Source organism: Anaerotignum sp. (assembly GCF_017483025.1).
In the GTDB taxonomy this organism is placed as follows: domain Bacteria; phylum Bacillota; class Clostridia; order Lachnospirales; family Anaerotignaceae; genus Anaerotignum_A.
Genome location: NZ_JAFUMA010000023.1, coordinates 17418 through 35306, shown reverse-complemented (window position 1 = coordinate 35306; position 17889 = coordinate 17418). Strand labels below are relative to the sequence as shown.

Here is a 17889-nt window from a genome sequence, read left to right as displayed (position 1 = left end):
AGTGCAACGCCAGGCCTGCCCAACATATCATAGAAGGCCAGCGCTTTCTGTTCTACATCGTGGAACAGTTTCGCTTCCTTGCTGCCAAGAGCCATCAGTTTTTCAATTTCTGCTCTGCTCATATATGCTTCCATTGTGACATCCAGACCGCACATATAAACAGGAATACCGGATGTAAACATCATTTCAGCTGCTTCAGGGTCTTCATAAATATTGAATTCCGCGCAAGGAGTTACATTACCGCCAATGGCAGCGCCGCCCATGATAACGATATATTTGATCATATCTTTCAGGTCAGCATATTTTGCCAGAGCAATGGCAATGTTTGTCATAGGGCCAACAGGAATCAGAACCAGTTCGCCTTTATGTTCCTTTGCCAGGCGATAGATGGCATCCCATGCTGCTTCTGTTTCCACAGGCTGTTTGCTTTCAGGAAGCACTACGCCGCCCATGCCATCTTCACCATGAATATGTGCCGCTGTCTGCAGTTCACGCATGAGAGGGCCTTCTGCCCCTCTGTATACAGGCACATTTGCGCCAATATAATCCATTACGTTTCTGCCATTTTTAAATGTATAGTCGATGGGAGCATTGCCTGCTACTGTTGTGATAGCCAGTAAATCAATTTTTTCTATCTGATTTGCGAGCATCAGCGCCAAAGTATCATCTACGCCGGGATCGCAGTCAATGATTACAGGAATCTTGCTCATTTTGCCACCCCCTCACCATAATATTTCGCAGCTTCTACCAAAAGGTCTGCAAAGGCATCTCTATCAATGCCCATGATGACTTTCGCATTGGGAGCTTTGCCCTTGGAACCATAAAAATCAGCAACCGTTGCACCTTTACAGAAATCACCTTCTGTTTCAACTTCAACATACAAGTCTCTCATATCCATAATTTCAGGATGAATCAAGGCTGCAACTGCCACTGCATCGTGTACAGGAGCGCCTTCATAGCCCATTTTAATGTGGAACTGATAGAAGAAATCCAGCCATTCTGCAACAACTTTAGCAACGGGATTGTTCAGAGCGCGAATACGTTCGAAGTCATAAGGTTTGATCAGGGCTTTTTCTGTTACATCCAGACCAGCCATAATGATGGGAATACCAGATTCAAATACGATTTTCGCTGCTTCAGGATCAACCAGGATGTTGAATTCTGCTGCAGGTGTCCAGTTACCAAACTGCACGCCGCCGCCCATCAGAGAAATCTGTTTGATTTTGAATTTCAGTTCAGGATGAGAGATCAGGAAAGCCGCAATATTTGTCAGAGGGCCAGTGGGAACCAATGTAATGGGTTCCTCAGATTCCTGCACTGTTTTTGCGATCAGTTCCACCGCTGTCATAGGAACCAATTCAAAATCAGGTTCAGGCAGCGCAGGGCCATCCAAACCAGATTCACCATGTACTGTAGGTGCAATAATGGGCGCAGAAACCAAAGGCTGTTTTCTGCCCTTCGCTGTAGGCACATGCAGATCGATCAATGTACAAATACGCTGTGCGTTATATGTTGTTTTTTCGATGGTCTGGTTACCGCAGCAGGTCGTCACTGCCTTGATGTCCAGTTCGGGACTTGCATTCGCCAGCACCCAGGCAATGGCATCATCATGCCCCGGATCACCATCCAGAATAATAGGGATCTTGTTCATTCTGATTCCTCCAATTCTTTGGTTTATAATCAGAAAAGTTGGTTGTGTCCTAAGACCGACCAACTTTTCCATATCACGTTAGATTATTTTTTGATTTTTTTCACTTTCTTAATTGTAGACAGTGCATACAGGATCAGACCAATGATCGTTACTGCATAAGGAATAGCTGCTACCAGATAAGAAGAGAAGCCGGGCATACCTTCCATTTTGTTACCCAGGGCTGTTGCAAGACCGAACAGCAGGGAAGCAAACATAGTACCAACGGGTTCGCCCTGACCCATTGCCTGTGCTGCCAGCGCGATGAAACCACGACCGGCAACGATACCTGTATTGAAGCTCTGAGAATAGTACATAGACATATATGCACCACCCAGACCGGCCAGTGCGCCGCCCAGACCCAGTGCGATATACTGGATTTTCAGAACTTTGATACCTACGGATTCTGCAGCGTGGTCATTTTCACCAACGGCACGAATCTGCAGAGCCAGAGGTGTTTTATACAGCAGCACCCATACCAGGAATACCATCAGGAATGCCAGATATGTAAGGATAGAATGACCGGAGAAGATATCACCCAGAACGGGGATACTGCTCAAGCCGGGGATATTGATCTTGGGTGTCAGCATCTGAGGTGTTGTCAGGCTGGCTGTGTTACCTTTCAGACCTGTAAACAGGTACATCAGGAAGATCGTACCACCGCCGCCCATCAGGTTGACCGCGATACCACAAAGGATAATGTCTGTTTTCAGTTTCATTGCGAAGAAGCCGATCATCAGACCCAGCAAAGCACCAATGATCAATGCGCCGATTACGCCTACCAGCCAGCTGTTTGTCCAGTATGCAAACAATACACCGAACAGAGCAGAAAATGCCATAGTACCTTCCAGACCGATATTGGAAAGGCCCGCTTTTTCAGATACCACTGCTGCAAGGGCTGCAAACAGGATAGGAGAAGCGATACGGATAATAGAATACCAGAAGCTTGTTGTCATGACCATGTTCATCAATGTACTCATTATGCCTTACCTCCTTCCGCTGCCAGCTGCTTTTCTTTCAATTCTGCTTTTGTTTCTTTAACAACCAGTTTCTGTCTTGTCTTGGACATGAACTGTTCTGCTGCGAAGAACAGGAAGATTACGGCCTGGATGATATCGATCATTTCGGCAGGAACACCTGCGTAAATGGACATCAGTTCACAGCCTCTGTTCAGGTAAGCGATAAAGAACGCTGCAAAAGGAATGAAAATAGGATTATTTTTCGCCAGGATGGCTACTGTCATGCCTGTCCAGCCGTAACCGGGCAGTTCTTTCCAAAGGAATGTATTATATCTGCCCAGCATTTCGATAGCGCCGCCCATACCAGACAGCATACCGCCGATAACCTGAGCCGCTACGATGATCGCACCAACCTTCATACCGGAATATTTGGAGAAGGATTCATTGATACCGATCATACGGATGGAATAACCCCAACGTGTGCGATACATGAACAGTGCAGTCAGCACTGTAGCGATCAGTGCAATGATAAAACCAAATGTCAGTTCAGAATTTGCTACCAGGTCGCCAACCAGAGCTGTTTCCTGGAAAGGCAGTGTCTGTGTCTGACCTTTTGTTCTGTCAGCCAGTACATTATTCAGGAAGTGCAGGATGATGTACATAACTACATAGTTCAGCAACAGGGAGCAAACCATTTCGTTTACTTTTAATTTTACCTTCAAGATAGCGGGAATGACCATAACCACACCGCCAACCACTGTAGCAGCAATAATACATACTACAGGATGCAGACCAGCTGCCATAGGGCAGTAAATACCGATCAGCGCTGCTACAAAACCACCCAACATCAGTGTACCTTCACCACCCAGGTTGAACTGGTTGGCGGAGAACATTACACAAACACCAAGGCCTGTAAAAATAATAGGTGTCATACGACCCAAAATCGTTAAGATGGAATTCACATTAAATGCACCATTGCTGATGATTGGTCTAAGCAGCATACATTCCAAAGCCTTTCCCGGATCATCGGAAGAAAGGAAAATAAGGATGAATGCCACCGCAATGGCAATCAGAATAGCCACCAGACCACGGACGAATTCAAACATTAATTTCGTTTTATTCCCCATGCTGTACCCTCCTTACTTCTTCTTCACTCTGCTGTTTCAAACCAAGCATATATTCACCCATAATGGTATCATTCAGCATAGAAGTATCTTCAAAATATGCGGCAATCGCGCCGTTGTACATAATGATCAAGCTATCGGACAATTCCATAACTTCATTCAGATCGGCAGAAACCAGCAATACTGCTGCGCCTTCACGGCTGAGTTCAACCAGTTTCTTACGAATAAATTCTGTTGCACCAACGTCGATACCACGTGTAGGCTGGTCAGCAATGATCAGGCAGGGATCAGCAGAAAATTCGCGGGCAACTACAACCTTCTGGATGTTACCACCGGAAAGCATGCCGATCTGCTGTTTTCTGGATTTGCAAAGAACTTTATAATCTTCGATCAGCTGATCGCAGTCTTCATGCATTTTTTTCATATTGAACAGAGGGCCGTTGTTATAACGCTTGTCTGCAGAACGGTCGGAAATCAGGTTTTCTTCGATCGTACCAGTGCCTGCGATACCAAATGTCATACGGTCTTCGGGGATCAGGGAAACACCCATTTCACGGATCTTTTTCTGGGGCTGGCCAACAACACTCTGACCGTTTACTGTTACAGTACCGGAATCAGGTCTGTTCAGGTTGAAGAGCATGTCAACCAGTTCTCTCTGGCCGTTACCTTCTACACCGGCAATACCCAGAATTTCGCCTTTACGAACATCAAAGGAAATCTTGTTCAGCATCTTCTTATTCCATTCATTGGTGTATTCCAGATCTCTTACTTTCAGCACACTGTCTGTAGGCTGTGCCTTATCTTTTTCTACAGTCAGAACAACATCACGACCTACCATCAGACGGGAGATCTCTTCTTTGGATGTATCCGCTGTTTCATATACACCCATAGATTTACCCGCGCGCATGATCGTCAGTCTGTCTGTGATCTGTTTGATTTCATTCAGTTTATGAGAAATGAAAATCAGAGTATATCCCTGTTCTTTCAGAGCAACCAGTTCTTTAAACAATTCTTCTGTTTCCTGTGTCGTCAGAACGGCTGTAGGTTCATCCAGAATCAGAATCTTCGCGCCGCGTACCAGTGCTTTCAGAATCTCGACTTTCTGTTTCATGCCAACAGGAATGTCTCTTACTTTTGCATTTGGATCCACATACAGGTTGAATTTTTTGGAATATTCTTCTGTAATTTCCACAGCTTTTTTATAGTCCATGAACATGCCCTTTTCCTTGGGTTCCATGCCCAGAACCATATTTTCCGCAACAGTCAGGCTGGGTACCAGCATAAAGTGCTGGTGAACCATACCAATCCCTTTGGAAATCGCTACAGTAGGAGAAGAAAGCACAACTTTTTCCCCGTTAATTATAATTTCGCCTTCTGTGGGCTGTTCCAAACCAAAAAGCATTTTCATCAATGTAGATTTACCGGCACCATTTTCGCCCATAAGCGCATGGATCTCGCCTTTTCTGACATTAAAGTCAACGCCCTGATTCGCTGCAACGCCATTCGGATAAACTTTTGCAATCCCTTTCATCTGAACGACATATTCGTGCTCAGCCATAGACGTCCCTCCTCTTATAATTTTTATTTCACTTCAGATGCATTGCTGCATTCTGAAAAAAGCCTTTTCTACGCACAAAAAAGCCTTTTTCAAAAGGCAGCTTTAAAATTTGAAAAAAAGGGGAGCTAAGATGGCTCCCCAAAAAACAATCTCATTGAAAAAAGTATTCAATTCAGAGTTCTCATCAAGGTTTCAGAGATTCTCTCATTGTTACAGCTGCGTTTGTTTCATCGCCGATAGCTGTAGGAACTTCAACTTCACCGTTAGCTACTGCTTCGATTGCTGCGTTAACAGCTTCTTTTACAGAGTCGGGAGCCATTGCATCGAAGTTTTTGTCTGTTACGATGCCGATACCGCCTTCAGCCATGCCCAGCAGGATGTGTTCGCCCCAGTGTTCATTGCCAGCATCCCATTCATCGAAGAACCATACCAGAGACTGACCGATGTTTTTCAGACCGGATGTCAGAGTGATTGCAGCCAGTTCAGGGCTGAATGTTTCTTCCTGGTCGGAGTCAACGCCGATGAAGTAAGCTTTGCCTGTTTCCAGAGCTGCTTCAGCTGCGCCGTTACCGGAGTTACCAGCTACGCCCCAGATGATGTCACATTTGTTGTCGTTGATCATGGATTCTGCCAGTTCTTTTGCTTTTGCAGTGTCAACATAGCTGTTTGTGTATCTTGTGTCGATCTTGATGTCAGGGTTTACATTCTGAGCACCTACCATGAAACCATACAGGAAGTCGTTGATAACGGGGCTGTCTACGCCGCCAACGAAACCGATAACTGCGTCTTCGTTGATGCCTTCAACGCCTGTTTCTGTTGTCATAGCTGCTGCGAATGTACCAACCAGGTAGCCCAGGTCGTTCTGAGCGTAGCTCAGGTTAACAACGTTAGGCAGTTCGTATGTTGTGTCATCGTAGATCAGATATTTCTGATCAGGATATTTTTCGGAAACGTTTTTCAGATAATCGGGCATCTGGTATGTATCACAGATGATCAGATCATATTCGCCAGAAGCGGAAACTTCATCCAGAACGCCTTCCCATCTAGCTTCATCTTCTGTTGTAGCACCCATTTCGATTGTCTGATATTCGATTCTGCCAGCAGCAGCCAGTTCAGCCAGGCCGGATTCTGCAGAGTCGAAGAAGGATTTGTCACCCAGGTTACCATTTACCAGGTTACAAACTTTGTACACATCGCCGCTTGTTTCAGCAGTTTCTGTTGTGTCGCCGCCACCGCCGCAGCCAGCCAGCAGACCAACTGTCATAACGGAAGCAAGCAGTAAGGAAATAAATTTTTTCATGGTTCCTCTCTCCCTTTCATTGGAAAAATTTTTTCTGCAATGAACAAATGCTCATATTCAACATGAGCATTAAATTCAGGTATATTTTACAATATCTATCCATAATTGTCAACGATTTTGAAAAAGACGTCATTTTCTTTTAGCAATATTGTATATAATTCGACACAGAATCCTTGATTTGTTTTACCATCTGACAGTTGCAATTTATTTTCTTGTGGTTCCATGTCAAATATAGATAAAAATATCCATACAATCTTGTGACGTTTTTGTCCCGCAATAGTTTTTTCTAAACCTGTGTCTAGTTTTTATGTATTTTCTCAACACGAATACGGATTTTTTCTTCTGGAAGCCACTTTTTCGGGCATTTTTAAAAAAAGCTGCTCAAATAAAAAGTCCCGACCACTTCTGTGATCGAGACCTTATATTTTTTATCAACCTCTTTTGAACAGACCCTTTTTCTTAGGTGCTTCTTCTACAACAGGTGCTTCATTGGACATATTGGGTTCTGCCTTACCAAAAACTTCTGTTTTCGCAACAGGGATACGAACACCTCTGTTCAGGCCAAATTCAACGATCAGGCAGTCATATGTCATATCAACCACTTTGCCATAGAAACCACTGTTTGTAACAATAGAATCACCAATTTCGATAGCATTTCTCAGTTCAGCCAGCTGTTTTTCTTTTTTCTGTGTAGGTCTGATAGACAGGAAATACATAATTGCCAGCAGAACTACACAGTAGATAACGATCAGCATTACAGGGTGATCAGCCATCCAAGTGCCGAACAGACCTGTGCTCTGTGTTGTTGTAGTTGTTGCTGTTTCAGCTGCTGCTTCGCCGCCGGGTGTGATAACTGTGTCAAGTAAGAATGGTACCATTTTTTTCTCTCCTAACTTTATGGATTTAATTTCATACAATATCAATATATAATTATATATAATTTTTTATTTTCCGTCAAGTATCGCGTTTATCTTATTTACCGTTCTGCTTAAATCCTTCCAGTTTCGCTTTCTTATATTCAGGGAAACGATCCTCTTCGATGGCCTGTCTGATCTCTTCCATCATGCTGTTAAAGAAATACAGGTTATGCATAACACAAAGGCGCATCGCCAGCATTTCCTTCGCCTTAAACAGATGGCGGATATACGCTTTTGTATATCTTCTGCAGGCAGGACAGTCACAGGTATCATCGATGGGTGTTTCATCCTTTTCATATTTTGCGTTCAGCAGGTTCAGCTTACCCTTGTTCGTATAAACATGAGCATGGCGGCCATTTCTTGCAGGTAATACGCAGTCAAAAAAGTCCACGCCGCGTTCCACCGCTTCCAGGATATTTTCAGGCGTACCAACCCCCATCAGATATGTGGGCTTATCCTGAGGCAGATAAGGCACGACATCCTCCAGAACCTGATACATTTCCGCATGGGTTTCCCCTACTGCCAGACCGCCAATAGCATAACCATCCAGATTCATATCAGAGATGACCTTTGCATGCTCGATGCGGATATCTTTATATGTGGCACCCTGATTGATACCGAACAGCATCTGCTGTTTATTGACCGTATCATCCAGACTGTTCAGTCTTGTCATTTCCTTTTTGCAGCGTTCCAGCCAGCGTGTTGTTCTGGCTACAGATGCTTCTACATAGGGTCTTTCCGCAGGCAGACCGATACATTCATCAAAGGCCATGGCAATGGTAGAGCCCAGATTAGACTGGATCTGCATGCTTTCTTCGGGACCCATAAAAATCTTTCTGCCATCAATATGAGAGCTGAAATAAACGCCCTCTTCCTTGATTTTTCTCAGCAGACCCAGAGAAAACACCTGAAAACCGCCGGAGTCTGTCAGGATAGGCTTATCCCAAACGATAAATTTATGCAGACCGCCCATTTCCTTGATCAGCTTATCGCCGGGGCGCAGATGCAGATGGTATGTGTTGGAAAGCTCCACCTGACATTTCAGCTGTTCCAGATCTTCTGTAGAAACAGCGCCTTTGATAGCACCTGCTGTACCTACGTTCATAAATACAGGAGTCTGGATCACGCCATGGGGTGTATGGAATTCGGCACGTTTTGCACGGCCGCATGTTTTCAATACTTTATACATAATCGTCCTCACTTTTTTAAAAATTTTCAATCTGTTCTATGATACCTTTTTTTCACACTTTCTTCAAGAGGTTTTCTCTTTCTATCTTTCTTTTTTCCCAAAAAGTTGATATACTATTTAATTAGAAAATATTTTGTTTGAATATACAGATTGGAGAGAACACATGAGCATCGATTTGATCGCAACGACCACTTTCGGCCTGGAGGCCGTAGTCAAAAGAGAGTGTCAGGCTCTCGGTTTTCAGAATATCAAAACATCCGACGGCAAGGTTGAATTCACAGGGGATGAAGCCGATATCGTAAAGGCAAACCTGTGGCTGAGATGCGCCGGTCGTGTATGGGTAAAAATGGGCACATTCAAGGCTGTGACTTTTACAGAGCTGTTCGACCAGACAAAGGCCCTGCCTTGGGGAGACTGGATCCCCGAAGACGGGAAATTTACTGTAGTAGGCAAATCCGTAAAATCCACCCTTTTCAGTGTTTCCGACTGTCAGGCCATCGTAAAGAAAGCCGTTGTTGAAAAACTGAAAGAAAAATATAAAACAGACTGGTTCGATGAAACAGGCGCTTCCTACACCATTCAAGTGGGTATTTTGAAAGACGTTGTTACACTGGCCATCGATACCAGCGGCAGCGGCCTGCATATGCGTGGCTATCGTGCCAGCGCTTTGGATGCACCTCTGAAGGAATCTCTGGCTTCTGCTATGATCCAGCTGAGCTATTGGAGAAAAGACAGAATCTTACTGGACCCCTTCTGTGGTTCCGGCACTATCCCTATCGAAGCGGCGATGCTTGCAAGAAATATCGCGCCCGGTCTGAACCGTAAATTTGCTTCCGAAGAATGGGACAGAATCGGAAAAGACCTCTGGAAACAAGCAAGAAAAGAAGCATATCAGGCCATCGATTATGATGTAATGCCTGAAATTTACGGCAGTGATATCGACCCCGAAGCCATCGAACTGGCAAAAGCCAATGCAGAACTGGCCGGCGTGGATGACTGCATCACTTTCGAAGTGAAACCTTCCCAGGAAGTGACATTGCCCGGGAAATATGGCGTGCTGATTTCCAACCCTCCCTACGGTGAACGTATCGGTGAATTGAAGGAAGTTGAAAATATGTATCGCGCTTTGGGTGCAACCATGAAAACTGACACCACATGGTCCACATACGTCATCACTTCCATGGAATATTTCGAATCTCTTTTCGGCAGAAAAGCGGACAGAAAGAGAAAACTCTTCAACGGCCGTATCAAAACAGACTATTATCAGTACGAAGGTCCCCGCCCTCCCAGAAAAGAGAAAAAAGAAGATTAACAAGCATAAAAAAGGAGTCTCCATATTGGAAACTCCTTTTTATTTTACTTAAAATCTTCTTCTGCCGCCTCTGCGTCTGCGGGGTGCTTTCATTCTTCTTCTGCTGCCGCCCATACTCAGACCGGAACCGAAACTATAGCCGCCTCTGCATCTGTTTCTTCTGTTACTGATGATCTTGATGATGATAACAACAATAGCAACCACCGCAACGATACCAACCAACGTCAGAATGCCCTTCAAGGTGAACAGATTTTTGAAGAAATACCCGATAAAGCTGAGAATATTGCCCTTGGATACATCTCTGCCGGCATAAACAGGTGCCTCCAGAACGGTCTTGCCGTTTACTTCATAAGAAACGGTACCGATTTCTGTTCCCTTATCAATAGGTGCTTTCAGGGAAACATTGCCTTCCTTGTCTGTTACTGCATAAATATCATTATATGTCACAGTTGCTTTGAGGCTGTCTGCTGCAGATGCAGGCAGGAATGTCACCAGATCTTCCTGGAATACCACTGCAAGAGTATCCCCTTCAGATTTTTTATGTTTTGTCAAAGGCACTTCTTCGATAGCAACATTTGCTTTCGCAATTTCTGTTTTCTGATAATGATTGAAGCCATATTCGAAGAGGTTCTTTGCATCTTCCCAACGGCCAGGGTCTTCAGAATTGAAGATGACTGCAATCAGCTGTACACCATCTTTTTCCGCCGCTGCCGCAACGCAATCCCCCGCTTCATCAGTAAAGCCAGTCTTGATGCCTGTTGCATAAGCATAATTGTATTCGCCACTGGTAATCAGAAGATTATGGCTTGTCCATGCGTATTCCTGCGTCTTGATGTTTTCATTACTGTCAAACATGTTATCCGCACCATTGCCAAAAAAGCTCTTTTCATTGGCAATCTCCGCAAGCGTTTCATTTTCCATAAATGCTCTTGCCAGCAGCGCCATATCATGGCCAGTGGTATAGTGGTCTTCTGCATGATAGCCATGGGCATTGGCAAAATGGCTGCTTGTTGCGCCAAGTTCTTCTGCTTTTTTGTTCATCAGTTCAGTGAAAACAGCTTCACACTTGGTAAAACCAAGGCTGTCGTCATTTTCTGCCCTTCTTGCTACCGCTGCCGCAACCACATTGGCAGAATCGTTGCCGGAAGGAATAATCAGACCGCGGATGGCATTTTTGATCGTCAGCATTTCGCCAACCTGATGGCCAGCCTTACTGGAATCCAGAGAAACTTCATTGATCTCGGAACCAACCTTGATCAGTTCTTCCGGTTCAAAATAATCCAAAGCCACCATAGCTGTCAGCATTTTTGTCATACTGGCAGGATACATTTTTTTATCCGCATCCTTTTCATACAAAATCGTACCCGTGGATGCTTCAATCAGAATCGCCGCAGATGCTGCCACGCTGGGCGCACCATCAGCCTGCACGAAAGCTGTCTGCAGGGCATCCTTTGCAACGGCTTTTTCCTCGCCTTCTGCAGTCTCTGCTTCTTTATCTGTTCCTTCTTCACTTACCACAGCATTTTCTTCCTGCTGCTCCGCTTTATCCTTGCCGCAGCCGGCTGTACCAAGGGCTACCGTCATAGCCAAAAATAAAGCAATATATTTTGCGAAAGATTTTTTCATTATTTCGAAACTCCTTTCCGCTTTTTCTCTTTTCTTTCTTACAGGATTTCCTGCTCTTTTAAATATCCCAATACATCCGCCATGGCCTCTTCGCCCGTGGATTTACTCAAATCCACCCAAAGACCATCGATCTGTCGGCGGAACCAGGTCAACTGCCGTTTTGCAAAGCGTCTGGTGTTGGTTTTCAGTTGGGTAACCGCCTCTTCCAAGGTACATTCCCCATTGAAATAAGGAATGAATTCCTTGTAGCCGATCCCCTGCATGGAGACAAGATCAGGTGTATAGCCTTTTTCCAGCAAACTCTTTACTTCTTCCAGAAGCCCCTGCTCCATCATAATATCGATACGCAATTCAATCCGTTCATACAGTTTTTCTCTGTCCATATTCAGGATGACGACTGCCGCATCGTAAGGGGTTTCCTTCTCCTTCTGTTCTGCATTATGTTCAGAAAATTTCTGCCCTGTCAGGTAATGATATTCCAAAGCGCGGGTCACGCGCTTCACATTATTGGCATGGATATTTTCTGCGTATTCCGGGTCAATTTCTTTCAGGCGTTCATAAAGAACTTCGGGGCCCTGTTCCCGGGCCAGTTTATAACATTCTTCACGGTAGGAAGTATCATTATCCGTTTCTGTAAAGTCGTTATCATAGAGCAGTGCATTGATATAGAAGCCAGTACCGCCAACAAGGATAGGGATTTTCCCTTTTGCCCATATCTCTTCCATATAGGCCTTTGCCTTTTGTTGGAACAGCATCACGTTGTATTCCTCATCAGAGTCAAATTCATCAATGAGATAATGAGGCACACCATCAGCTTCCTCGGGAGTCACTTTTGCAGTTCCAATATCCATATATCTGTATACCTGCATGGAATCAGCAGAAATGATCTCACCGCCGATCTCCTTTGCCAATTTAATGGAAAATCCTGTTTTGCCGCAGGCGGTAGGCCCGCCAATAACGATCAAAGGTTTTTTCATACATTCACCTTAATTCTGAATTCTTTTGAACATTTTTTCCATTTCGTATCTTGTCAATTCAATGATAGTCGGTCTGCCATGGGGACAGGTAAAGGGATGCTCCAGTTTCAACAGCTGATGGATAAGGGCCTCCGCTTCACGAACGCTCAGCACATCATGGCCTTTTACTGCAGCCTTGCACGCCATGGTCGCAACCGCCAGTATCTTTGTATCATATACGTTTGTGATACGTTCTTCCGCCAACCTGTCCAGAATTTCTGTAAAGAAGCCGACACTGCTGGGATTCTGCAGCAGATAAGGCGTAGAACGCAGTGCAAATTTGCCGCCGAAATCCTCCAGTTCAAAACCAAAGCTTTCCAACAGTTCTTTGTTGTCCTTCAAAGTTTCCACTTCAGAAGGGGTCAGATTCAACATCAACGGCGTCAGCATACGCTGAGAAACCACATGCTCCTCTTTGAATTTATTCATCAGTTCTTCATAGAGGATGCGTTCATGGGCCGCATGCTGGTCGATCAGATAGAGGCATTCGCCTTGTTCCACGATCCAGTAGGTGCGGAACACCTGACCAATGATTTTATAATTATGGAAGAAAGGTTTCTTTTCTTCTTTTATTTTCTCTTTTGCCACAGGAATTTCTCCCTGTTCGGGCTTTACATTTACGGGAGGTTCGACCTTCTGTACAGGTTCGACCTTGGGCTGAACAGGTTCTGCCTTAGGCAATTCAACTTTCTTTTCCTGTACAGCTTCCTTTTTCAGATAAGGTTCTGCCTTCTGGGCAACGCCGCTGGCGGAAGGTTTGCGTTTCAGCAATTCATCTACACTTCTGCCACCTGCAGGAACAGGTGCGGAAGGTCTCTCCTCTACCTTTGGTGCCTCTGTTCCAGGAAGTTCCGCTTTCGGCAGAATCACGCTTTCAAACTTTGGATGTTCCGCAGGTTTTTCTGCAGGTTTATCCACAACCTTTTCTGCAGGCTTTGCAGGAATTTCTTCTTTCTTGAAGTTATCCGCAAGGGTCTGCTGTTCTGGTTCAGGCTGTTTTTCTTTAGGCTTTTTGTCTTTTTCCAGAACCGCCTTGGGGATCAGCACCGTTTCCTGCAGTGCCTTGGAAACAGCTGTATAGAAGAATTCATATACTTCATCATCATTTTTGAAACGAACTTCCAGCTTGGCAGGATGTACGTTCACATCCACCAAGGCAGGTTCCACTTCCAGATTCAGTACGAATACAGGAAATTTTCCAATAATGAGTTTTGTTTTATAGGCATCCTCCACTGCAGAGGAAACCACCTGATTTTTGATGAATCTGCCGTTGATGAACAGATTTTCATAATTACGGTTGGCTCTGCAAAGCTCAGGCTTGCCGATCAGACCGCTGACCGCATATTCGCCCTTTTTATAGGAGATAGGCAACATATTGTTTGCCGCATCCTTGCCGTAAACATAGAATACCGCTGTCTTGGGGTCATTATTTCCAGCCGTATGCAGCACCGTTGTGCCGTTATTGATGTATTGAATTGCCACTTCGGGATGACCCAGAGCGATTTTGTTTACCAGATCGGAAACATATCCGCTCTCTGTGGCAGGTTTTTTTAAGAATTTTCTACGGGCAGGTACGTTATAAAACAGATTTTTCACCGTAATGGAAGTGCCTTCTCTGCAAGCTGTGTCCTCCATCACTTCGATTTCCCCTGCATTGATGCAAATGCGGGTACCCGTTTCCTCGTCTCTGGTTTTCGTCAGCATTTCCACCTGTGCCACCGCTGCGATACTGGCCAAAGCTTCGCCGCGGAAGCCCAGTGTGAAGATATGCTCCAGATCTTCAATCTGGCTCATTTTGCTGGTTGCATGGCGCAGGAATGCGGATTTCACCTGTTCCTTCGGAATACCGCTGCCGTTATCCGCTACGCGGATATAGGAAATACCGCCTTCTTTGATTTCCACCGTAACGCTGCTTGCGCCGGCATCGATGGCATTTTCCGTCAGTTCCTTTACCACGGATTTGGGGGATTCTACAACTTCCCCTGCCGCTATTTTATTGATGGTTTTGGAGTCCAGCAGTCGAATTTTCTGCAAATGTCCTCCTCCTTCCTTCTAATTTACATCCCCTTGGCCTTTTTCTGCAGTTCAAACAATGTCTGCAGGGCTTCGATAGGGGTCATTGCCATCACGTCAAGCTTGGAGAGTTCATCCGCCAGCTGTGTTTCGGCAATGTTGAACATATCTATCTGTTTCGCTGTTTCTTCCTGCTGTTCCTTGGATTCCACAGCGATTTTTTTCGCTTTTTTCGTAATATCCGCCGCGTTCAGTTGTTTCAATATCTGACCGCTTCGACGGATGACTTTATTGGGCAGGCCCGCCAGTCTTGCTACCTGTACACCATAGCTATGGTCCGCGCCGCCGCGCTGAATCTTACGCAGGAAGATGATATCTTCCCCCTGCTCCTGCACAGCGATACAGTAATTCTTCACGCCAGAAAGCTTGCCTTCCAGTTCACTCAGTTCATGGTAGTGGGTCGCAAACAAAGTTTTTGCGCCAATCTGTTTCGTATCAGCAATGTATTCCAGTACCGCCCACGCGATGGACAGACCATCGAAGGTACTTGTACCACGACCAATCTCGTCCAGAATGAGCAGACTTTTGGATGTGGCATTATTCAGGATATTGGCTACTTCCGTCATTTCCACCATGAAGGTACTCTGGCCTGCAGAAAGATCATCGGACGCGCCCACACGGGTAAAAATTCTATCCACGATACCGATATGTGCTTCCTCCGCAGGAACAAAACTGCCGATCTGCGCCATCAGAACGATGAGGGCTGTCTGACGCATATAGGTGGATTTCCCCGCCATATTGGGGCCTGTGATGATCGCCAGGCGTGTGTCTTCCTGGTCAAGGTAGGTATCATTAGGAATGAACTGACCGCTCATCATTTTTTCCACCACGGGGTGTCTGCCGCCTTTGATGTCGATGATATCGCTGTCATCCACCACAGGCTTTGTATAATTCATACTCTGGGCAACTTCCCCCAGAGACTGCAGGCAGTCAATCACAGAAACAATATGGGCACAATACTGGATGCGTTCCACTTCCGCCGCAACGGCATTTCTGATTTCGCAGAACATATCGTATTCCAGAGTCGTAATATTGTCCTCTGCACCCAAAATCAGTTCTTCCAGCTCCTTCAGCTCTGGTGTGATAAAACGTTCCGCATTGGCAAGGGTCTGCTTACGGATATAGGTTTCAGGCACCATCTCCAGATTGGATTTTGTGATTTCGATATAATAACCAAAAACCTTATTATAACGTACTTTCAGGTTTTTGATGCCCGTTTTTTCTCTTTCTTCCTCTTCCAGCTGTTTGATCCAAGTAGTGCCGTTTTCTTTGGCTTTTACGTATGTATCCAGTTCCTCATTGAAGCCTTCACGAATCATACCGCCTTCTCGTACAGAGAAGGGAGGGTCTTCCACGATGGATTGAGAAATCAGTTCATGGATATTTTCCAGAGGATCCAGCTGGTCATGAAGTTCCTTCAGATAAGGGCTTTCGCATCTTGCCAGAATATCTTTCATCAAAGGAAGATTTTCGATGGAGTTTTTCAGAGCAGCCAAATCTCGCGCATTGGCATTCTGATACACCACGCGGGACATGATACGCTCAAAATCGTACATGGAGCGCAGGATATCCTTGATTTCCTCCCTCAGGAACAAATCATCAAACAATTCCTCTACCCCATCCAGTCTTTTATTGATCTCCTCTTTGGAAAGCAAAGGCTGTTCCACCCATTTGCGCAGAAGTCTGGCACCCATGGCTGTCTGGGTTTTATCCACTACGCTCAGGAGAGAGCCTTTTTTATTTTTTTCGCGCATGGTCTCCGTCAGTTCCAGGTTTCTGCGGCTGGAAACATCCAACAGCATGAAATCGCCTGTGGTGTAATATTTCAGAATGGAGATATGGCTCAAATCATTTTTCTGTGTTTCATTCAGATACCACATCAGGGCGCCGGAAGCGGAAATCGCCAGAAGTTTTTTCTTCAGACCAAAACCTTCCAAGGTTTTCACCTTGAAATGCTTCAGCAAGGCATCCTTTGCGGTATTGTAATCGTACATGCGGCTATCGATATCGTTGAGGTATAAACGAAAACGCTGCTCGATCTCCTTCGCCAGAGGGCTTTCCAGAAACTCATAATTACAGATCAGCTCCGCAGGAGAGAAACGAGCCGTTTCATCCAGAATTTTTGCTGCCGCCTGTACGCTGCCGAATTCTGTTGTCTGAAATTCACCGGTGGTCACGTCGCAGACTGCGATGCCGTAACCGCTGTTGCTGCTGTAAACAGAGAGAATATAGTTGTTCTTGGTTTCATCCAGAACAGTGTTATCCACAACAGTACCGGGGGTAATGACACGAACAACGTCACGTTTTACCAGACCCTTCGCCGCCTTGGGGTCTTCCACCTGTTCACAGATCGCCACCTTATATCCCTTATCGATCAGACGGGCAATATACCCATCTGCGGAATGGAAAGGCACGCCGCACATAGGGGCTCTTTCTTCCTGCCCCCAGTCCTTCCCCGTCAGGGTGATCTCCAGTTCCTTGGACGCAATAACAGCATCCTCAAAAAACATTTCGTAAAAATCCCCTAAACGAAAAAAAAGCAGGCAATGCTTATAGTTTTCTTTGATTTCAAAGTATTGCTGCATCATGGGTGTGATCTTCGCCATGGATGTCCTTCCTCCTTCTCCCTATTTTACGAGCAAACCCGAATAGAGGGTATCGCTCTTGATATCCTCCATTCGGGTAAAAAATCAATATAGTTGAGACTTATTCTCAGTGGCAGCCGCCGCCGCAGGAAGAGCAGCAGCTGGGATCGCAGCCACCAGCAGCTTCGGGTTCTTCGCCTGTCAGAGTTGCTGTGATGATGTTGAATACAGAATTCAGGAAGTTATTAAAGTTCTGTTCTGCAACATACAGATCAGCAGCCAGTTTGTTTGTTCTGATTGCTTCGCCTTTTGCTTTCATTTCTTCGTTGAATGCTCTCTGTTCTTCTACAGGGATGCCGCCAGCCTGCATTTTTGCTTCGAAATCATAGTGCAGTTTTGTATATTCTTCTACCAGTTTTTTGATTTCGGGGTCGTTTTCATATGCTTCTTTTGCAGCCAGCAGTGCTTCTACCTGAGGAGTTTTCTGCAGTTCTTCGCCCAATGCTCTTGCCATTTCAAATACTGTTGCCATAATGTTTCACC

Annotated in this window: 14 protein-coding genes; 1 reads left to right on the top strand and 13 read right to left on the bottom strand. The window is 45.3% G+C overall.

The annotated features are described in order from the left end of the window. From IJ369_RS02155 to tgt, 8 genes are all read right to left on the bottom strand, one after another. A partial coding sequence (locus IJ369_RS02155; RefSeq protein ID WP_290715463.1) for a nucleoside hydrolase occupies positions 1-710 on the bottom strand: 710 nt, incomplete at its 3' end. Then, positions 707-1651: a nucleoside hydrolase gene (locus tag IJ369_RS02150; RefSeq protein WP_290715460.1), complete on the bottom strand. Its 945-nt coding sequence runs from the start codon at positions 1649-1651 to the stop codon at positions 707-709. The genes IJ369_RS02155 and IJ369_RS02150, both read right to left, overlap by 4 nt. Before the next feature lie 83 nt (positions 1652-1734). Continuing rightward, positions 1735-2667 (bottom strand): ABC transporter permease, encoded by a 933-nt coding sequence (locus IJ369_RS02145; RefSeq protein WP_290715458.1) that lies wholly within the window; start codon positions 2665-2667, stop codon positions 1735-1737. Beyond that, on the bottom strand, positions 2667-3773 hold the full coding sequence (locus IJ369_RS02140; RefSeq protein ID WP_290715456.1) for an ABC transporter permease: 1107 nt from the start codon (positions 3771-3773) through the stop codon (positions 2667-2669). The genes IJ369_RS02145 and IJ369_RS02140 overlap by 1 nt, the downstream gene beginning before the upstream one ends. After that, positions 3763-5328, bottom strand: a complete 1566-nt coding sequence (locus IJ369_RS02135) for an ABC transporter ATP-binding protein (protein ID WP_290715454.1) — start codon at positions 5326-5328, stop codon at positions 3763-3765. The genes IJ369_RS02140 and IJ369_RS02135 overlap by 11 nt, the downstream gene beginning before the upstream one ends. 184 nt (positions 5329-5512) lie before the next feature. Continuing rightward, on the bottom strand, positions 5513-6628 hold the full coding sequence (locus IJ369_RS02130; protein WP_290715452.1) for a BMP family ABC transporter substrate-binding protein: 1116 nt from the start codon (positions 6626-6628) through the stop codon (positions 5513-5515). Positions 6629-7059: 431 nt separating this feature from the next. Next, positions 7060-7506 (bottom strand): preprotein translocase subunit YajC, encoded by a 447-nt coding sequence (gene yajC / locus IJ369_RS02125; RefSeq protein WP_290715450.1) that lies wholly within the window; start codon positions 7504-7506, stop codon positions 7060-7062. A 94-nt stretch (positions 7507-7600) separates the two neighbouring features. Continuing rightward, positions 7601-8734, bottom strand: a complete 1134-nt coding sequence (gene tgt, locus IJ369_RS02120) for a tRNA guanosine(34) transglycosylase Tgt (RefSeq protein ID WP_290715448.1) — start codon at positions 8732-8734, stop codon at positions 7601-7603. A 163-nt stretch (positions 8735-8897) separates the two neighbouring features. On the opposite strand from tgt, the gene IJ369_RS02115 reads away from it, so the two are divergent. Then, on the top strand, positions 8898-10046 hold the full coding sequence (locus IJ369_RS02115) for a THUMP domain-containing class I SAM-dependent RNA methyltransferase (RefSeq protein ID WP_290715445.1): 1149 nt from the start codon (positions 8898-8900) through the stop codon (positions 10044-10046). Positions 10047-10094: 48 nt separating this feature from the next. Here IJ369_RS02115 and IJ369_RS02110 read toward each other — a convergent pair whose 3' ends face one another. The 5 genes from IJ369_RS02110 to IJ369_RS02090 form a co-directional block, all read right to left on the bottom strand. Next, entirely contained in the window at positions 10095-11672 is a 1578-nt protein-coding gene (locus IJ369_RS02110) for a D-alanyl-D-alanine carboxypeptidase family protein (protein ID WP_290715443.1), read from the bottom strand. 38 nt (positions 11673-11710) lie between these two features. Continuing rightward, the gene (gene miaA, locus IJ369_RS02105; RefSeq protein ID WP_290715441.1) at positions 11711-12649 is read right to left on the bottom strand and encodes a tRNA (adenosine(37)-N6)-dimethylallyltransferase MiaA; all 939 of its coding nucleotides are present in this window, start codon (positions 12647-12649) and stop codon (positions 11711-11713) included. Positions 12650-12658: 9 nt separating this feature from the next. Then, positions 12659-14722: a DNA mismatch repair endonuclease MutL gene (gene mutL, locus IJ369_RS02100; RefSeq protein WP_290715439.1), complete on the bottom strand. Its 2064-nt coding sequence runs from the start codon at positions 14720-14722 to the stop codon at positions 12659-12661. A gap of 23 nt (positions 14723-14745) precedes the next feature. Further along, positions 14746-17367: a DNA mismatch repair protein MutS gene (gene mutS, locus IJ369_RS02095; protein WP_290715436.1), complete on the bottom strand. Its 2622-nt coding sequence runs from the start codon at positions 17365-17367 to the stop codon at positions 14746-14748. Between the two features lie 106 nt (positions 17368-17473). Next, positions 17474-17878 (bottom strand): YlbF family regulator, encoded by a 405-nt coding sequence (locus IJ369_RS02090; RefSeq protein WP_290715434.1) that lies wholly within the window; start codon positions 17876-17878, stop codon positions 17474-17476. Positions 17879-17889: the final 11 nt, after the last annotated feature.

Bases quoted from the DNA above. Each gene is read 5' to 3' on its own strand.
- tgt (WP_290715448.1), bottom strand. From the start codon at position 8,734: ATGTATAAAGTATTGAAAACATGCGGCCGTGCAAAACGTGCCGAATTC.
- IJ369_RS02115 (WP_290715445.1), top strand. From the start codon at position 8,898: ATGAGCATCGATTTGATCGCAACGACCACTTTCGGCCTGGAGGCCGTA.
- IJ369_RS02110 (WP_290715443.1), bottom strand. From the start codon at position 11,672: ATGAAAAAATCTTTCGCAAAATATATTGCTTTATTTTTGGCTATGACG.
- IJ369_RS02140 (WP_290715456.1), bottom strand. From the start codon at position 3,773: ATGGGGAATAAAACGAAATTAATGTTTGAATTCGTCCGTGGTCTGGTG.
- IJ369_RS02090 (WP_290715434.1), bottom strand. From the start codon at position 17,878: ATGGCAACAGTATTTGAAATGGCAAGAGCATTGGGCGAAGAACTGCAG.
- yajC (WP_290715450.1), bottom strand. From the start codon at position 7,506: ATGGTACCATTCTTACTTGACACAGTTATCACACCCGGCGGCGAAGCA.
- IJ369_RS02130 (WP_290715452.1), bottom strand. From the start codon at position 6,628: ATGAAAAAATTTATTTCCTTACTGCTTGCTTCCGTTATGACAGTTGGT.
- IJ369_RS02145 (WP_290715458.1), bottom strand. From the start codon at position 2,667: ATGAGTACATTGATGAACATGGTCATGACAACAAGCTTCTGGTATTCT.
- IJ369_RS02150 (WP_290715460.1), bottom strand. From the start codon at position 1,651: ATGAACAAGATCCCTATTATTCTGGATGGTGATCCGGGGCATGATGAT.
- miaA (WP_290715441.1), bottom strand. From the start codon at position 12,649: ATGAAAAAACCTTTGATCGTTATTGGCGGGCCTACCGCCTGCGGCAAA.
- IJ369_RS02135 (WP_290715454.1), bottom strand. From the start codon at position 5,328: ATGGCTGAGCACGAATATGTCGTTCAGATGAAAGGGATTGCAAAAGTT.
- mutS (WP_290715436.1), bottom strand. From the start codon at position 17,367: ATGGCGAAGATCACACCCATGATGCAGCAATACTTTGAAATCAAAGAA.